Source organism: Muricoccus vinaceus, from assembly GCF_042433125.1.
Taxonomy (GTDB): Bacteria; Pseudomonadota; Alphaproteobacteria; order Acetobacterales; family Acetobacteraceae; genus Roseomonas; species Roseomonas vinacea.
On the sequence record NZ_JBHLVZ010000002.1, the window covers coordinates 340194 to 355771 of the forward strand.

14 protein-coding genes are annotated in these 15578 nt (G+C 71.9%); 9 read left to right on the plus strand and 5 right to left on the minus strand.

Annotation, left to right across the window (positions count from 1 at the left end):
* Positions 1–34 precede the first annotated feature (34 nt).
* On the minus strand, positions 35–1021 hold the full coding sequence (locus tag ACFFIC_RS03400; protein ID WP_377048658.1) for a ketopantoate reductase family protein: 987 nt from the start codon (positions 1019–1021) through the stop codon (positions 35–37).
* Complete coding sequence (locus ACFFIC_RS03405) at positions 1018–2211, minus strand: M20 metallopeptidase family protein (RefSeq protein ID WP_377048659.1); 1194 nt, start codon at positions 2209–2211, stop codon at positions 1018–1020. Before ACFFIC_RS03405 ends, ACFFIC_RS03400 begins: the two co-directional genes overlap by 4 nt.
* 281 nt (positions 2212–2492) lie before the next feature.
* On the opposite strand from ACFFIC_RS03405, the gene ACFFIC_RS03410 reads away from it, so the two are divergent.
* The 5 genes from ACFFIC_RS03410 (at position 2493) to ACFFIC_RS03430 (ending at position 8028) form a co-directional block, all read left to right on the plus strand.
* Positions 2493–3110 carry a tripartite tricarboxylate transporter TctB family protein gene (locus ACFFIC_RS03410; protein ID WP_377048660.1) on the plus strand — a complete coding sequence of 206 codons (618 nt, stop codon included), beginning with the start codon at positions 2493–2495 and terminating at the stop codon, positions 3108–3110.
* Between the two features lie 30 nt (positions 3111–3140).
* A complete protein-coding gene (locus ACFFIC_RS03415) occupies positions 3141–4643 on the plus strand; it encodes a tripartite tricarboxylate transporter permease (RefSeq protein ID WP_377048662.1) in 1503 nt (500 codons plus the stop codon).
* Positions 4644–4746: 103 nt separating this feature from the next.
* Positions 4747–6168 (plus strand): mannose-1-phosphate guanylyltransferase/mannose-6-phosphate isomerase, encoded by a 1422-nt coding sequence (locus ACFFIC_RS03420; RefSeq protein ID WP_377048663.1) that lies wholly within the window; start codon positions 4747–4749, stop codon positions 6166–6168.
* An 82-nt stretch (positions 6169–6250) separates the two neighbouring features.
* Complete coding sequence (locus ACFFIC_RS03425) at positions 6251–6406, plus strand: hypothetical protein (protein WP_377048664.1); 156 nt, start codon at positions 6251–6253, stop codon at positions 6404–6406.
* Positions 6407–6465: 59 nt separating this feature from the next.
* Positions 6466–8028: a Na+/H+ antiporter gene (locus tag ACFFIC_RS03430; protein WP_377048665.1), complete on the plus strand. Its 1563-nt coding sequence runs from the start codon at positions 6466–6468 to the stop codon at positions 8026–8028.
* A gap of 6 nt (positions 8029–8034) precedes the next feature.
* Here the strand turns inward: ACFFIC_RS03430 and ACFFIC_RS03435 are convergent, their stop codons facing one another.
* A complete protein-coding gene (locus tag ACFFIC_RS03435) occupies positions 8035–8808 on the minus strand; it encodes an HpcH/HpaI aldolase family protein (protein ID WP_377048666.1) in 774 nt (257 codons plus the stop codon).
* 151 nt (positions 8809–8959) lie between these two features.
* On the opposite strand from ACFFIC_RS03435, the gene ACFFIC_RS03440 reads away from it, so the two are divergent.
* The 3 genes from ACFFIC_RS03440 (at position 8960) to ACFFIC_RS03450 (ending at position 12556) form a co-directional block, all read left to right on the plus strand.
* Positions 8960–9850 (plus strand): dimethylarginine dimethylaminohydrolase family protein, encoded by an 891-nt coding sequence (locus ACFFIC_RS03440; RefSeq protein WP_377048667.1) that lies wholly within the window; start codon positions 8960–8962, stop codon positions 9848–9850.
* A gap of 16 nt (positions 9851–9866) precedes the next feature.
* Entirely contained in the window at positions 9867–11258 is a 1392-nt protein-coding gene (locus ACFFIC_RS03445; protein WP_377048668.1) for an FAD-binding oxidoreductase, read from the plus strand.
* Between the two features lie 83 nt (positions 11259–11341).
* Positions 11342–12556, plus strand: a complete 1215-nt coding sequence (locus tag ACFFIC_RS03450; protein WP_377048669.1) for an MFS transporter — start codon at positions 11342–11344, stop codon at positions 12554–12556.
* Positions 12557–12651: 95 nt separating this feature from the next.
* On the opposite strand, the gene ACFFIC_RS03455 is transcribed toward ACFFIC_RS03450, so the two are convergent.
* Both ACFFIC_RS03455 and ACFFIC_RS03460 read right to left on the minus strand, forming a co-directional pair.
* Positions 12652–12810, minus strand: a complete 159-nt coding sequence (locus ACFFIC_RS03455; RefSeq protein ID WP_377048670.1) for a hypothetical protein — start codon at positions 12808–12810, stop codon at positions 12652–12654.
* Between the two features lie 127 nt (positions 12811–12937).
* Positions 12938–13747: an IclR family transcriptional regulator gene (locus ACFFIC_RS03460; RefSeq protein WP_377048672.1), complete on the minus strand. Its 810-nt coding sequence runs from the start codon at positions 13745–13747 to the stop codon at positions 12938–12940.
* Positions 13748–14148: 401 nt separating this feature from the next.
* Here ACFFIC_RS03460 and ACFFIC_RS03465 point away from each other — a divergent pair, with 401 nt between their 5' ends.
* A complete protein-coding gene (locus ACFFIC_RS03465) occupies positions 14149–15567 on the plus strand; it encodes an efflux RND transporter periplasmic adaptor subunit (protein WP_377048673.1) in 1419 nt (472 codons plus the stop codon).
* Positions 15568–15578: the final 11 nt, after the last annotated feature.

A 15578-nucleotide genomic window follows, 5' to 3' on the forward strand; every position in this document is an offset into this window, starting at 1 on the left:
GTTCCCCGGGGCCGGCTCGCCGGCCCCGGTCAGTTCAGGCAGCCGGGGCGTACTGGCCCGTCGCCTCCGCCGCCTTGCGCGAGAGCCCCACGAGCAGATCCAGCACCGGCGTCTCCACCCCGGCCATGCGCGCCAGGGCCAGCGGCTGCACCAGCATCGCCTCCATCTCGATCGCCTTGCCCGCCTCCATGTCCTGCAGGATCGACGGCTTGTGCGCGACGCTACGCGAGGCCTCCACCCGTGCCGCCACGTCCATCTCCAGCACGATCCCGAGGCCCCGCGCGATGGCGACGCCCTCGGCCAGCCCGGCCCGCGCCGCCGCGCGCGCCGCCTCGTCCTCCAGCGTCGGCCCGATTCCCTGGCGCGACAGCAGGCAGAGCGGCCCGTTGGACAGGTTGGACACCAGCTTGGCCCAGACCTCCCGCCGGATGTCCGGCACAACGGGGCAGCCCATGCCCCCGGCCTCCAGGGCCGCCGCCAGCGCGGCCAGCCGCCCGTCCATGCCCCCGCCGGGCCAGCCCAGCACCACCCGGCTCTTCTCGTTCTCCACCTCGATCCGCCCGGGGGCGGTGATGGTGCAGGCGGAGTAGACCACGCCCCCCACCGTCCGCTCCACGCCGACCGCGCGGCGCATCGCGCCGCCGGGGTCCAGCGCCGGAAGCGCCGTGCCGTCCAGCGCCCCGCCGTGCCGGTCGAAATACCACCAGGGAATGCCGTTCATCACGAAGGCCACGGGCGTGTCCGCCCGCAGAAGCGGCCCGATGGCCTCCGCCACGCCGCCGAGCTGGTGGCCCTTCACCGTCACCACCACGAAGTCCTGCGGGCCGAGCGCGGCCGGGTCGTCGCTCGCCGCCACCTCCGCGCGGAACTCCGCGTCGCGCGCGGCGACCGTGATGCCCTTCTCGCGGATGGCGGCCAGCGTCGCCCCGCGCGCCACCACGCTCACCTCCGCGCCGCCGCGCACCAGGCGCGCCGCGACATGCCCGCCGATGGCGCCCGCGCCGAAGACGCAGACCTTCATGCCAGAAGCTCCAGCGCGGCCCGGCTCAGCGCCTCGACGCCCACGGGGATGCAGGCTTCATCGGGCTGGTAGCCGGCATTGTGCAGCTTGTCCGCCCGCCCCGGCGCGCCGGAGCCGATGCGGAGCTGCACCGCCGGCACCAGGGCCGCGAACTCGGCGAAGTCCTCGCTGCCCATGCTGGGCGACCCTTCCGCGGGCGCACGCCCGAACTGCGCGGACACGGCGGCCAGCACGCGGTCCAGCACGCCGTCGTCGTTGACCAGCGGCGGCACCATGCGCCGGTAGTCCAGCGCCCCCTCCACCCGGAAGCCCAGCTCCAGCCCCTTCACGAGGCGGCGGATGGCGGCTTCGGCGATGTCGCGCGTGCCGGGGTCCAGCGTGCGCACCGTGCCTTTGATCTGCACGCGCTCGGGGATGATGTTGTAGGTCGCGCCCCCCGTGAGCATGCCGATCGTGACCACGGCCGGCTTCAGCGGATCGACCTCGCGGCTCACCACCGTCTGCACCTGCGACACGAAATGCGCGGCGGCCACGATCGGGTCCACCGCCGATTCCGGATGCGCCGCGTGGCCGGACCGGCCGCGCACCACCAGGTCGAAGCGGTCCGAGGCCGCGAGGCAGGCGCCGCGCGCGAAGCCCGTCTCCCCCACGGGCATGTCCGGGTGGTTGTGGAAGCCCAGCGCCATGTCGAAGCCTTCCGCCGCGCCGTCGGCGATCATGGCGGCCGCCCCCTGCAGCGTTTCCTCGGCGGGCTGGAACACCAGCGCCACGCGCCCGGCCAGCATCGGCGCCATGTCGCGCAGCACGGCGGCGACGCCGAGCAGCGTCACCGTGTGGATGTCGTGCCCGCAGGCGTGCATCTTGCCGTCCGCCGTGCTGGCGAAGGGAAGCCCGGTTTCCTCGTGGATGGGCAGGGCGTCCATGTCGGCCCGGATGGCCAGCGTGGGGCCGGGCCGCCCGCCCTCGATCACCCCCAGCACGCCCGTGCGCCCGAGCCCCGTGCGGTGGGCGATGCCGAGGCGCGAAAGCTCGCGCGCGACGATTCCAGCCGTCCGGACCTCCTCGAAGGCCAGTTCGGGATGGGCGTGGATGTCGCGGCGGATGGCAACGAGTTCAGGGGAAAGGCTGGCGGCGGCCTCGGCGATGCGGCGTGCGGGATCGTTGATTCTCATGCCGTTAGCGTCCGTCATGACGTCGCCATCCGCAAGTATGTTGCGCTGCAACGCAGGTGAAGAAGCATCCATGACAAAGTCTTGGGCAATCTGATGCTTGTCGCGCCGCGCTCAGCCCCATAGTTTCGCGGGACTCTATCTACCGGGAGGCACGTCCGGGGCAGAAAGGACGGGGACACACATGGCGGCCGACACCTCTGGTGCACGGCCTGCCTTGGCGTGACCCCCGGCTGGCCCGACCCCGCCGTTCCCCCCCGGTCAGATCGGAAACGTGAGGGACACTAAAGGGTGGAGAGTGCATGAAAGTCAGTCAAAAGGATCTCTGGGCCGGTGGGCTGCTCATGTTCCTGGCCTTTGTCGGCCTGTGGATCAATGGCGGCTTCCTGGGCCTCGGGCTCGAGCAGCACACGCTTGGCTCCGCGCGCCGCATGGGCCCGGGCTACATGCCGATGCTGGTGCTCTGGCTGCAGATGGCGCTCGGCGCCCTGGTGTTCGTGCTCGGCCTGCGCGGCGGACCGGATGACCTCGAGAGCTGGAAGAAGCTCGATTTCGTCACGCTGGCCGTCGGCGTCGCCGCTGCCCTGCTGATCTGGCGGGTGATGGAGCACGTCGGCTACAACAGCAACTACGTCCAGGTCGGGCTGGCCTGCTTCATCGGGCTGATGCTGCTCGCGATCGCCCCGGCCTGGCGCCCGCTCGGCATGGTGCTCGGCGCCTTCGCCATCTTCGGCCTCCTGCTGGAGCCCGCCGGGCTGATGATCTCCATCTTCGCCCTCTGCATCATCTCCTCCCTCGCCGACCGCGAGCACACGCCGCTCGGCGTCCTGGGCATGAGCGTCTTCCTTTGCGTGCTCTGCTGGTTCGTCTTCATCTACGAGCTCGATATCCGTGTGCCAGTTTGGCCGGGTAGCTTCTGAACCGCCGGGCACAGGAAGGGCCAAAACACAATGGAACTGCTTCTCTCCAACCTCGCACACGGGTTTGGCGTCGCGCTCACGCTGAACAACGTGCTGTTCGCGCTGCTCGGCGCGCTGATCGGCACGGCCATCGGCGTGCTGCCCGGCATCGGCCCGGTGGCCACCATCTCGCTGCTGCTGCCGATCACCTTCGGCCAGCCGGCCACCACCGCCATCATCATGCTGGCCGGCATCTACTACGGCGCCCAGTACGGCGGCTCCACCACCTCGATCCTGCTGAACCTCCCGGGCGAGGTGTCCTCGGTGGTCACCACGCTCGAGGGCTACAAGATGGCCCGCAACGGGCGGGCCGGCGCCGCGCTGACGATCGCGGCGGTGGGCTCCTTCATCGCCGGCAGCTTCGCCACCCTGCTCGTCGCGGCCTCCGGCCCGCTCCTCACCCAGGTCGCCCTTTCCTTCGGCCCGGCGGACTACTTCTCGCTCATGCTGCTCGGCCTCGTCATCTCGGCCGTGCTCGCCCAGGGCTCCGTGCTCAAGTCCATCGCCATGGTGGTGCTCGGCGTCACCCTCGGCCTCGTCGGCACGGACGTGCAGACCGGCCAGCAGCGCTTCACCTTCGGCGTGCCTGAGCTGTCCGACGGCCTCGGCTTCGTCTCCATCGCCATGGGCATCTTCGGCATCGGCGAGATCATCCTCAACCTCGAGCGCCCCGAGGCCCGTTCGGTCCTGTCCGGCAAGGTCGGCAGCCTCATGCTGACGCGCGCCGAAGCCAAGCGCTGCGTCGCCCCGGTTCTCCGCGGCACGTTCCTCGGCTCGGCCCTGGGCATCCTGCCGGGCGGCGGCGCCTCGCTCGCCGCCTTCGGCTCCTACATGCTGGAAAGCAAGGTCTCGAAGTTCCGCCACGAATTCGGCACCGGCGCCATCGAGGGCGTGGCCGGTCCGGAATCGGCCAACAACGCGGCCGCCCAGACCTCCTTCATCCCGCTGCTCACGCTGGGCATCCCGGCAAACGCCGTGATGGCGCTCATGGTCGGCGCGCTCATCATCCAGGGCATCCAGCCGGGCCCGCGCATGGTGGAAGCCCAGCCCGACCTCTTCTGGGGCCTGATCTGCTCCATGTGGGTCGGCAACCTGATGCTGCTCGTCATCAACCTGCCGCTGATCGGCATGTGGGTGAAGCTGCTGCAGGTTCCCTACAAGTTCCTCTATCCCGCCATCCTCGTGTTCTGCGCGATCGGCGTGTACTCGCTGAACAACTCGGTCTTCGACGTCTACCAGACCCTGTTCTTCGGCATCCTCGGCTACATCTTCTCCAAGCTGAAGATGGAGGCGGCCCCGCTGCTCATCGGCTTCGTGCTTGGCCCGATGATGGAGGAGCACCTCCGCCGCGCCATGCTGCTCTCGCGCGGCGACATCACGGTGTTCGTCGAGCGCCCGATCAGCGCCACCCTGCTCGGCGTCGCCTTCGTGGCCCTGGCCGCGATGCTCCTCCCCGGCCTGCGCTCGGGCAAGAACAAGGCTCTGGCCGAGTAAGCACCCGGCAACACGGACCGCCGAAAAGCCGCCCCGGTTCGCCGAGGCGGCTTTTCTTTTGCCTTGCGGTCCATTACCCCTCCCGGGCTCGTGAGGAATGCCCATGGCTGACGACCGCGTTGTTCCCGTAATTCTCTCAGGCGGCGTCGGCACGCGCCTGTGGCCGCTTTCGCGGGAAGGCTTTCCGAAGCAGTTCTGGCCCCTGGTGGGCGAGAGCACGATGCTGCAGGAAACGGTGAGCCGCGGCACCGGCCCGGGCTTCGCGCCCCCCATGATCATCTGCGCCGAGGCCCATCGCTTCCTGGTGGCCGAGCAGCTGCGCGAGGCCGGCGTCGCCGGCGGCCGCATCGTGCTCGAGCCCGCCCCGCGCAACTCGGCACCCGCGATCGCCGCCGCCGCCATCCTCGCCGCCGAGGAGAACCCGCAGGCGCTTCTCTGGGTCATGGCCGCCGACGCCGCGATCAAGGACGTGCCCGCGCTCCACGCCGCCCTCGCCCATGCCGCCGCCGCGGCGCGCGCCGGGCACATCGTCACCTTCGGGATGCGCCCCACCACCCCCGAGACCGGCTTCGGCTACATCGAGGTGGGCAGCCCCCTGCCCGGGCTCGACGGCGCCTCCGCCATCGCCTCCTTCGTGGAGAAGCCCGACGCCGCCCGCGCGGCCGAGTTCCTGTCGGGTGGCCGGCACCTCTGGAACGCCGGCATGTTCGTCGCCCGCGCCAGCACCCTCGTGGCCGAGCTGGAGCGCCTGGCGCCCGAGCTGGTGGCCGCCGTCCGCGCCGCGGTGGACGCCGCCGCCCGAGACCTCGACTTCGTCCGCCTCGGCCCCGCCTTCGCCGAGGCTCCCTCCATCTCGATCGACTACGCCGTGATGGAGCGCACCGCCCATGCCGCCGTGGTGCCCGCCGACATCGGCTGGTCCGATGTGGGCTCCTGGGACGCGCTCTGGCACGCCTCGCCCAAGGATGCCGCCGGGAACGCCACCCACGGCCCCGTCTCCATGGTGGACGCGAGGAACTGCTACGTCCGCTCCGAGGGCATCCTCACCACCGTGGTGGGGCTGGAGGACGTGGTGGTGGTCGCGACCGAGGACGCCGTGCTCGCGCTGCACCGCGACCGCGCGCAGGACGTGAAGAAGCTGGTGGACCAGCTCCGCGCCCAGAAGCGCCCCGAGGCCGGCGCGCATCGCCGCATGTACCGCCCCTGGGGCCACTACGAGGGGCTGATCCAGGGCGACCGCTTCCAGGTGAAGAAGATCCTCGTCCGCCCCGGCGAGAAGCTTTCCCTCCAGAAGCACTACCACCGCGCCGAGCACTGGGTGGTGGTGAACGGCACCGCCATCGTCGAGCGCGACGCCGAGCGGCTTCTGCTGCGCGAGAACGAGTCCGTCTACCTGCCCCTGGGCTGCGTCCACCGGCTGGAGAACCCGGGCATGATCCCCCTCACCTTGATCGAGGTGCAGGCCGGCTCCTATCTGGGCGAGGACGACATCGTGCGCTTCGAGGACACCTACGGCCGGGCCTGAGCGCCCGCGAAAAGCCGCGGCCGGGCCCGGCCGGCGCCCGGGCGCGGACAGTCGCCACCCCGTGCGCCCTGCGGAGGCTGCCATGATGCCACTCCGGGTCCTGCTCGTCGCCGCCGGCGCCATCGCCGGCCTCGTCGCCGCGGAGGACGCGGAGAACTTCGCCGTGATCCAGGGCATGGTGGCGCTGGGGCTGATCGCGCTCCTCGTGGCGGTGCTCGCGCTGCTCGACCGGAAATAGGCAGGCGCGGGGGCGCGCTTCCGCCACCCGCCCTCAGCCCCCACACTGGGGGCATGCGGATGCTCGAGATCTCCCTCGCCCTGATGGCGGCCTGCGTCGTCTTCGCCCTGCTCGCGCGCCGCACCCGCATCCCCTACGCGGCCGTGCTGGTCCTGGGCGGCATGGCGCTGGCCTTGGTGCCCGGCCTGCCGCGCCTGCGGCTGGACCCGGAGCTGGCCCTGGCGGCCTTCCTGCCCCCGCTCCTCCAGGCCAGCGCCTGGCGCACGGACTGGCGGCAGTTCCGCGCCTCCCTCCGCCCCATCCTGCTGCTCGCGGTGGGGGCGGTGCTCTTCACCGCCGTCTGCGTGGCCCTGGTCGCGCGCCTCATCCTGCCGGACCTTCCCTGGGCCGCGGCCATCGCGCTCGGCGCCGTGGTGGCCCCGCCCGACGCGGTCGCCGCCGCCTCGGTCCTCAAGCGCCTTCCCCTGCCGCCGCGCGTCGTGACGGTTCTGGAGGGGGAGAGCCTGATGAACGATGCCTCCGCCCTGGTGCTGTTCCGCCTCGCGGTGGGTGCCATGGCGGCGGCATCGGTCTCGCCGGCCTATGCCGCCCTGACCTTTCTCGGCGTCGGGCTGGGCGGCGTCATGGTCGGCGTGGCCGTCGGCCTCCTCGCGGAGCGGCTCCTGCCCCTGCTCGGCGAAACCCGGCTGGAGGTCGCGCTGACCTTTTTCGTCGCCTATGCCGCCTATCTGCTGGCGGAGCACCTGGGCGTCTCCGGGGTCATGGCGGTGGTGGCGGCCGGCATCCTCCTGGCGCGGCGCCAGCGCAACCTGCTCAGCGCCCGGACCCGCACGGAGGCGATGACCATCTGGGGCTTCGTGGAGTTCGCCCTCACGAGCCTGGTCTTCATCCTGGTGGGCCTGCAGCTCAACACCATCCTCGAAGGGCTGGGCGATTACTCCACCGGCTTCCTCGCCCTCAGCGCCGGGGCCCTGTCCCTCACCCTCGTGCTGTCGCGCCTGGCCTGGGTCACCCCCTTCGCCTTCCTGCCGCGCCTGATCCCCTCCCTCGCGCGGGGCGACGGCCTGCCCCGCCCGCGGGAGGCGGCGGTGATCGGCTGGGCGGGGATGCGCGGCGTGGTCTCCCTGGCCACCGCCATCGCCCTGCCGCTGGAAACCCCGCACCGCGACCTGCTGGTCTTCCTGGCCTTCATCGCCATCCTGGCCACCCTCGTGGTGCAAGGCACCACCCTGGCCTGGGTGATCGGCCGGCTGGGCGTCGCCCTTCCCACCCGCGGCGGCATGGACCCGGAGGAGCTCGAGGCCCGCGGCCTCATGGCCGGCGCCGCCCTGGCCGAGGTGGAGGGGCGGCTGGACAGCCCGCTCGACGGCGCGATCGCGCGCGACCTCGTGGGCGAGTTCCGCGACATCGACCGCGTCTACAAGGGCGTCGCCTCCGGCGGCACCCAGGCGGAGCTGCGCGCCCGGCTGCAGATCCGCCTGGCCGCCATCCGCGCGGCCCGCGCGGGCCTGCTGGGCCACCACGCGGACCGCATCCTCTCCGAGGACACCCTCACCGGGCTGCTCACCGAAACCGACCACGAGGAACTGCGCCTGCTCCAGCAGCTGGTGCAGGCGAGATAGGCGCGGTCAGCCCTTCAGCACCGCCATCTGCGCCCGGATGCCGGCCACCATGGCGATCACGTCGCTGCCCATGGTGGCGAAGTTGAAGCCCATCTCGTGCATGCGCTTCACATAGGCGCCGGAGGTGCAGTGGATGCCCGCCACCAGGCCCTTGTCCGCCGCCGCCCGCACCAGCCGCTCATAGGTCCGCAGCATCTCGGGCTCCTCCCGGTCCATCAGCGGCGGCAGGATCCCCAGCGAGATGCCGAGATCGGTGGGCCCGACATAGATCCCGTCCACCCCCGGCACGTCCAGGATGGCATCGAGGTTGTCCAGCGCCTCCTTGGTCTCGATCATCGGGATGCACAGCACCTCGTCGTTGGCGGTGCCGAAATAGCCCCCCGCCCCCGCATAGAGCGCGGCGCGGATCGGCCCGTTGGAGCGGGTGCCGTGGGGCGGGTAGCGGCAGGCGGCCACGAAGGCCTCGGCCTGCTCGCGCGTGTTCACCATCGGGCAGATCAGCCCCTGCGCGCCGGCATCCAGCAGCTTGCCGATGATGCCGGGCTCGTTCCACGGCACCCGCGCCAGCGGCGTCGGCGAGGCGGCGGGTCCCTGCTGCTGCATTCCCTGGAAGCAGGCCACGGCCGACTGGTAGTCCTGTATCCCGTGCTGGAGGTCCACCGTGAGGCTGTCGAAGCCGAGCCCGGCCATCACCTCGGCGGAAAAGGCGTTGGGCAGGGCGAGCCAGCCGTTCACCGTCCGCCGGCCCGCCTTCCAGGCATCCTTGAGCTTGTTCGCCACGCGGCGTCCCTCCGTCCGTTTCCGCCGCCGGACATCCCGGGCGGCGCGCCCCGGCATCCTTCCCCCGTCCCCTCCGCCGCGCAATCCGGGCCCGACCGGATTGCGGTGCCGTGCGATGGGCAATCACGCCCGCGCGGGATAGAAGGGGCGGATGCCCGAGCCATCGCCGCACCCCCCGGCCGGCCCCGCCTGGCGCCTCTCCTCCGAGACCGCCCGGCTGCGCGAGGTGCTGGTCTGCCCGCCCGACCATTACCGCTGGATCCCCACCAACAGCATCGTCCGCCGGACGCTCGCCGCCGACCACCAGCGTCCCGCCACGGCCCACCTCCAGGCCCAGCACGCGGAACTCGTGCAGGCGATGGAGGAAGCGGGCGTCACCGTCCGCCGCATCGCCCCCGAACCGCACCTGCCCTACATGGCCTATACGCGGGACAGCGTGGCGCTCACCCATCGCGGCCCCGTCCTCTGCCAGCTGGAGCGGCCCCAGCGGCGCGGCGAATACGCGGCGCTGATCGACTTCCACGCCGCCCACGGCTCGGCCTTCTGGCGCAAGTCCAGCGCCGGCACGCTGGAGGGCGGCGACATCCACGTCATCCGCCCCGGCCTCGCCTGCATCGGCGCGTCCGGCGGCCGCACCGACACGGCCGGCGCCGGGCAGCTCGCGGGCTGGCTGCGGGAGGATGGCTGGGAGGTGCGGGTCGAGGAGTTCGACGAGCACTTCCTCCACCTCGACGTCCTGTTCTGCATGGCCGCCGAGGGCCTGGCGGTGGCCTGCGAGGACGTGCTGGACCCCGCCTTCCTCGCCTGGCTGAAGTCCCACGGCATCCGCACCATTCCCGTGCCCTACCGCGCCGCCATGAACCTCGGCTGCAACATCCTCGCCCTCGGCGACGGGCGCGTGGTATCGGCGCAGGAAAGCACCGGCCTCAACGCGGCGCTGCGCGCCGAGGGGCTCACGGTCCTGGACCCCGCCCTCTCCCTCTTCACCGCCGGCGGCGGCGGGCCGCACTGCCTGACCTGCCCGCTCCTGCGCGACGACTGAACCGGAACCCCCAGACATGACCGCCGAAATCCGCCCCGTGGACCACGTCATCGCCGCCGCCCGCGCCTTCCTGGGCGAGCGCATCAGCACCAACGCCGCGGTGCGCGACCAGCACGCGCGCGGCGAGGACACCACCACCCCCGTCCAGCCCGACGCCGTCGTCTTCGTGGAGAGCACGGAGGAGGTCTCCCAGCTGCTCGCCCTCTGCCACCGCCACGGCGTGCCCGTGACCCCCTTCGGCGCCGGCACCAGCCTGGAAGGGCACGTCACCCCCATCCGCGCCGGCATCAGCCTGGACCTGTCCCGCATGACGGCCATCCTGGACGTCAGCCAGGACGACATGGACTGCCTGATCGAGCCCGGCGTCACGCGCCACCAGCTCAACGACCACCTGCGCGACCAGGGCCTGTTCTTCCCCGTGGACCCCGGCAGCCACTGCACGATCGGCGGCATGGTCGCCACCCGCGCCTCCGGCACCAACGCGGTCCGCTACGGCACCATCCGCGAGAACGTCATGGGCCTCGAGGTCGTCATGGCCGATGGCCGCGTGATCAACACCGGCAGCCGCACGCGCAAGGCCGCCAACGGCTACGACCTGACGCGCCTGATCATCGGCAGCGAGGGGACGCTGGGCGTGGTGACGAAGATCCGCCTCCGCCTGCACGGCATCCCCGAGGCCACCTCCGCCGCCGTGGTGCAGTTCCCGGACATGCGCGGCTGCGTGGAAAGCGTGATCGCCGTGATGCAGCTCGGCGTGCCCGTTGCCCGCATCGAGCTGCTGGACGAGGTGCAGATCGCCGCCTGCATCGCCTATTCCAAGCTCGAGAACCTCGAGGTCCTGCCCACCCTGTTCCTTGAGTTCCACGGCACCGAGGCCGGGGTGCGCGAGCAGGCCGAGTCGGTGCAGGCCATCACCACCGACATGGGCGGCCTCGGCTTCGCCTGGGCGGCGGACCAGGAAACCCGCAACAAGCTCTGGACCGCCCGCCACAATGCCTACTGGGCCGCCATCGCCTCCCAGCCCAATTCCCGCGGCGTGACCACCGATGTCTGCGTGCCCATCTCCCGCCTGGCCGATGCCCTGCTGGGCGCCAGGGAGGACATCCTGGTGTCCGGCCTCTCCTGCCCCCTGGTCGGCCATGTGGGCGACGGCAACTTCCACACCGTGATCCTGGTGGACCAGGACGACCCGGCCGCGCTGGACCGCGCCTGGGCGCTGGACCGCAAGATCGTCGCGCGCGGCCTGGCGCTGGGCGGCACCTGCTCCGGCGAGCACGGCGTCGGCATGGGCAAGGCCGAGTTCCTGGAGCAGGAGCACGGCCCCGAGGCCCTGGCGGTGATGCGCAGCATCAAGAACACGCTGGACCCAAAGGGCATCCTCAACCCCGGCAAGATCTTCCGGAACTAGGCCCGCCCCCCGCTTCCGAACGAAAGACCCCGAACCAACGACCCCGCCCCACGCAAGGGCGGGGCGCTGAGGAACCGTCCCCCATGCCCGACCACGCGCGGGAAACCTCGCTCGCCTTCGCCGCCCCGCTCGTCGCCCTCGCCATGGGCCATGTCCTGTCCAACATGGTCCGCACCCTGCCCGCCATCACCGCGGACGTGCTGGGCGCCGACCTCGGCGTCACCGCCCAGGTGCTGGCCTCCCTCACCGGCGCCTTCAACATGTCCTTCGCGCTCGCCCAGGTGCCGATCGGCGTGTCGCTGGACCGCTTCGGCGTGCGCCGCGTCTCGCTCTGCCTGCTGGCCATCGCCGCGCTCGGCGCCGCGCTGGCGGCGGTGGCCGGGGGCGCCATCGGCTTCCTGCTGGCCCAGGTCGTGCTGGGCCTGGGCTGCGCGGGCATGCTGATCTGCCCGATCACGCTGGCCGCGAAAAGCCTGCCCCCGTCCCGCTTCGGCCTCTGGTCCGGCCTGATCCAGACCATCGGCAATTGCGGCATGCTGCTCTCGGCCAGCCCGCTCGCCCTGCTGGTGGACCATGCCGGCTGGCGGGCGGGCTACTGGACCTCGGCCGGCACCAGCCTGCTCGTCCTCGGCCTCGTGGCCCTGCTGGTGCATGACCGCCCCTCGACCGACCGCAGCCGCAGCCTGGGGCAGGAGGCCGGAGAGGTCCTGCGCATCGCCGTGTCCCGCCCCCTGCGCGGCGCCGCCATCCTCGCGCTGGGCTCCTTTGCCGCCGTGCTGGGCGTGCGGGGCCTCTGGGGCGGCCCATGGCTGATGGAGGTGAAGTTTCTGTCCCGCGTGGAGGCCGGCAACGTCCTGCTGCTCGCCACCACCGCCCTGGTGGTCGGCCCGCTCCTCTGGGGCATCGCGGACCGGCGGATCGGCCACAGGCGCGCCCTTCTCCTCTTCGGCCATCTCGGCGCCGCCGCCGCCCTGGCCCTGGTTGTCATGGGCGGCCCCGGCGGTCCCTTCGGGGCGCTCCCCAGCGCCTGGGACGCGGCGATGCTGCTGGTGTTCGGCCTGCTGATCGCGGTGCAGCCGCTGATCTTCGCCATCGCCCGCTCCTCGGTGCCGACGGAGCAGACGGGCAAGGCCATGTCGGCCGTGAACCTCGCCTTCTTCGGGGGAGCCGCCGTGCTGCAGGCGGCGTCCGGCCCGGTGGTCGCGCAGGGCGGGATCGGGGCGGGGCTGCTCTTCTTCGCGCTGGCCACCGCGGCGGCGACCATCCTGTTCTTCTGGCTGACGCCCCGCGCAACCTGACACGGCAGCGCCCGCGCAGGAAAAAGGCGGGCCCGGAAAGGCCCGCCAGGATCAGCCGGTTACGCCGGGCCTTCCCGGCGAGGCCGGAGCCGCCCTCACCCGCTGAAGGCGCGGATCAGGACATAAACCCCGTACCAGAGCGCCATGGAGAGCCCCACCACGACGCCGATGCTGGCGCCGGGACGAAGACGTTCTTCTTGCCGCCCCTCATGCTGGGCGTTCGCGGAACTCAGGCCAGTGGCGGAACGGGACATCGGAACACTCCTCACGGGAATGAGAGGCCAAGTCCTGGTCGAAGGCAACAGAAATCACAAAGTCGCGCGCAAAACTTTCGTTTCGCCTTCATGAGGCAGGGCGGGCCAGGGCCCGCCCCCGGAACGGCTAGCCCCCCAGAGCCCGGGTGAGCCCAGCGGCAGCCTCGGCAACCAGAGGCTTCACCCGCTCCACCTCCGGCCAGAGCCGCTCGCTGGAGCCGGAAAGGGTCAGGGCTCCGCGAAGCACCCGCCCGGCCTGGAACACCGGAGCGGAGATCGCGGCCGCGTCGAGGTCGCGGTTGCCCTGGGTGGCGATCACCGGAAACCCGCCCGGCGCCACCTCCGGCACCGGTTCGGCAGCCTCGCCGAAGGCTGGATCCCAGATCGCGAAAACGCGCCCGGTGGCGGCGGAGCCCAGCGGCATCATGTCGCCGGCCTGCACCGCCACGCGCAGCGTGCGCGGCGGCGCGGCGCGGTAGAGGCAGATGCGGCGCTCGTCATCCAGCTTCACCCAGAAGGTCGCGCCCTGCCCCGTCGCCTCGGTCAGCGAGTCGAGCACGGGGGGCACCAGCCCTTCCAGCCCCAACCCGCGGGCATAGAGCGAACCCCAGTGCAGCAGCATCGCCCCGGGCGACCAGGAACCGTCCGGGTTGCGCCGCACGCAGCAATGCCGCTCCAGCGAGGCCAGCAGGCGCAGGATCGTGCTCTTGTAGAGCCCGGTGCGCGCCGCCAGCACCCGCAGCGGAAGCGAGGTGTCCCCCGGCCGGAAGGCCCCCAGCACCGTCATGGCGCGCCCCACTGCCGCCACGCCGGACGCGGTGGAAGGGGGCGAGAGCAGGCGCCCGCGTGAGGCGGCCGGCCGCGCGCGCTCGGTGGCCGGTGCCACGGCGCGCGTGGGGATTTCCGCAAGGATCGTCCCCGCCTCACCCGTCAACACGTTCGGATCCAACGCTTTAGCTCCCGTCCATGGCGCTCCCGCGCCGTTCGCGGAACGGTGAAACGTTCCGCAGCCATTTGAACCCGCGGCCGCGATCATCGCGCCGCTCGGTTCGAAAACCTGCCCGCAAGGGTCCCGGCCACGCCCGTGGCCACGGAACGGAACAAGGGGCCGATGCAACCTGCGGTTGGTGGTTGGACCGCACCGCAGAACTCTCACTAACATAGAACGCTTAACATATGAGAAAGGAAAAGATGCTATCCACCGGAACCAGCGGATAGTTGCAAATTGGCACCATTCCGGCAACTGTTCTGTCGAGCGGCATGCCGCTCCGGACCATAAAGTGGCCGGCCTTGCTCCCAGTGCTTGCAGGGAACTCACCCCTCCGCCACATCCCCGCCATGACGCGTCGCACAAACCGCCCGGCCTTCCCCAAGGCGCTTGCCCTTCTGCTCGCCGGGACGCTGGGCGCCGCAAGCCCCGCCCTCGCCCAGTTCGGCCCACAGGGCCCGCCGGCGGTCGGCGTCCAGGAGGCCATCCGCCGCCCGGTGACCGAAAGCACCGACTTCGTCGGCCGGGTGGAGGCGGTCCAGCGGGTGGACATCGTCGCCCGCATCACCGGCTTCCTCCAGGAGGTGCTGTTCCGCGAAGGGCAGGAGGTGAAGCGCGGCGACCCGCTCTACCGGATCGAGCGCCAGACCTTCGAGGCCGAGGTCGCGCGCGCCCAGGCCAACACCGCCTCCGCCGAGGCCGAGCTGACCAATGCCCGCGTCGCCCTCAACCGCGCGCAGGAGCTTTCCCGCACGGGCGCCGGGACCCGGGTGACGCTGGACAACGCCACCGCCCAGGAGCGCACGGCCAACGCCCAGCTGCTCGCCGCCCGCGCCGCGGCGCGCTCGGCCGAGATCAATCTGGGCTATACCGAGATCACCTCCCCCATCGACGGCAAGATCGGGCGCACCAACGTGACCATCGGCAACGTGGTCGGGCCCAACACGGGCACGCTGGCGACCATCGTCAGCCAGGATCCCATGCGCGTCGCCTTTCCCGTCTCCCAGCGCCAGGCGCTGGAGCTGCGGGACCGCTACGCCTCCCGCGGCGGCGCCGATGCCGTGCAGATCCGCTTCCGCACCGCCGATGGCCGCACCTCGCCCCAGATCGGGCGGATCGACTTCATCGACAACCAGATCAACCGCGCCACCGACAGCATCCTGATCCGCGCCCGCGTGCCCAACCCCGCCTCCGGCCCGGAAGGCGACCGCATGCTGATCGACGGGCAGTTCGTCACCGTCTTCGTGCAGGGCGTCGAGCCCGTGCTGGCCATCACCATCCCCCGCTCCGCCGTTCTGCAGGACCAGCAGGGCTCCTACGCCTTCATCGTGGACAACGAGGGCAAGGCCCAGCGCCGCAACCTCCGCCTCGGCCGCAACACGCCCGAGATCGCGGTGGTGGAGGAAGGGCTGAACCTCGGCGACAAGGTGATCGTGGAGGGCATCCAGCGCGTCCGCCCGGGCCAGCAGGTCAACGCCGCCCCCGTCGCCCCCGCACCGGGCCAGCCGGGCGCGCCCGGCTCCGCCCCCGGTGGCGGCGCCCCCGCCGCGCCCGCGGGCACGGGCGGCGCCAACGGCAACGCCGCCGCCGGCAACTCCCCGGCCAGCGCCGCGCCCGGCGGCCCGAACCAGGGCACCACCCAGGGCGCGCCCGGCGGCACCGGCGCCTCCCCGCCCGGTGCGCCGGCGGCACCCAGCACGGGGAACCCCGGCACCAGCCAGCCCGCCGCCGCCACGCCCCCCGCAAATCAGTCCGGCACGGCCCGGTAGAGAGCCCGGTA

Bases quoted from the DNA above. Each gene is read 5' to 3' on its own strand.
- ACFFIC_RS03400 (WP_377048658.1), bottom strand. From the start codon at position 1,021: ATGAAGGTCTGCGTCTTCGGCGCGGGCGCCATCGGCGGGCATGTCGCG.
- ACFFIC_RS03405 (WP_377048659.1), bottom strand. From the start codon at position 2,211: ATGACGGACGCTAACGGCATGAGAATCAACGATCCCGCACGCCGCATC.
- ACFFIC_RS03410 (WP_377048660.1), top strand. From the start codon at position 2,493: ATGAAAGTCAGTCAAAAGGATCTCTGGGCCGGTGGGCTGCTCATGTTC.
- ACFFIC_RS03415 (WP_377048662.1), top strand. From the start codon at position 3,141: ATGGAACTGCTTCTCTCCAACCTCGCACACGGGTTTGGCGTCGCGCTC.
- ACFFIC_RS03420 (WP_377048663.1), top strand. From the start codon at position 4,747: ATGGCTGACGACCGCGTTGTTCCCGTAATTCTCTCAGGCGGCGTCGGC.
- ACFFIC_RS03425 (WP_377048664.1), top strand. From the start codon at position 6,251: ATGATGCCACTCCGGGTCCTGCTCGTCGCCGCCGGCGCCATCGCCGGC.
- ACFFIC_RS03430 (WP_377048665.1), top strand. From the start codon at position 6,466: ATGCTCGAGATCTCCCTCGCCCTGATGGCGGCCTGCGTCGTCTTCGCC.
- ACFFIC_RS03440 (WP_377048667.1), top strand. From the start codon at position 8,960: ATGCCCGAGCCATCGCCGCACCCCCCGGCCGGCCCCGCCTGGCGCCTC.
- ACFFIC_RS03445 (WP_377048668.1), top strand. From the start codon at position 9,867: ATGACCGCCGAAATCCGCCCCGTGGACCACGTCATCGCCGCCGCCCGC.
- ACFFIC_RS03450 (WP_377048669.1), top strand. From the start codon at position 11,342: ATGCCCGACCACGCGCGGGAAACCTCGCTCGCCTTCGCCGCCCCGCTC.
- ACFFIC_RS03455 (WP_377048670.1), bottom strand. From the start codon at position 12,810: ATGTCCCGTTCCGCCACTGGCCTGAGTTCCGCGAACGCCCAGCATGAG.
- ACFFIC_RS03465 (WP_377048673.1), top strand. From the start codon at position 14,149: ATGACGCGTCGCACAAACCGCCCGGCCTTCCCCAAGGCGCTTGCCCTT.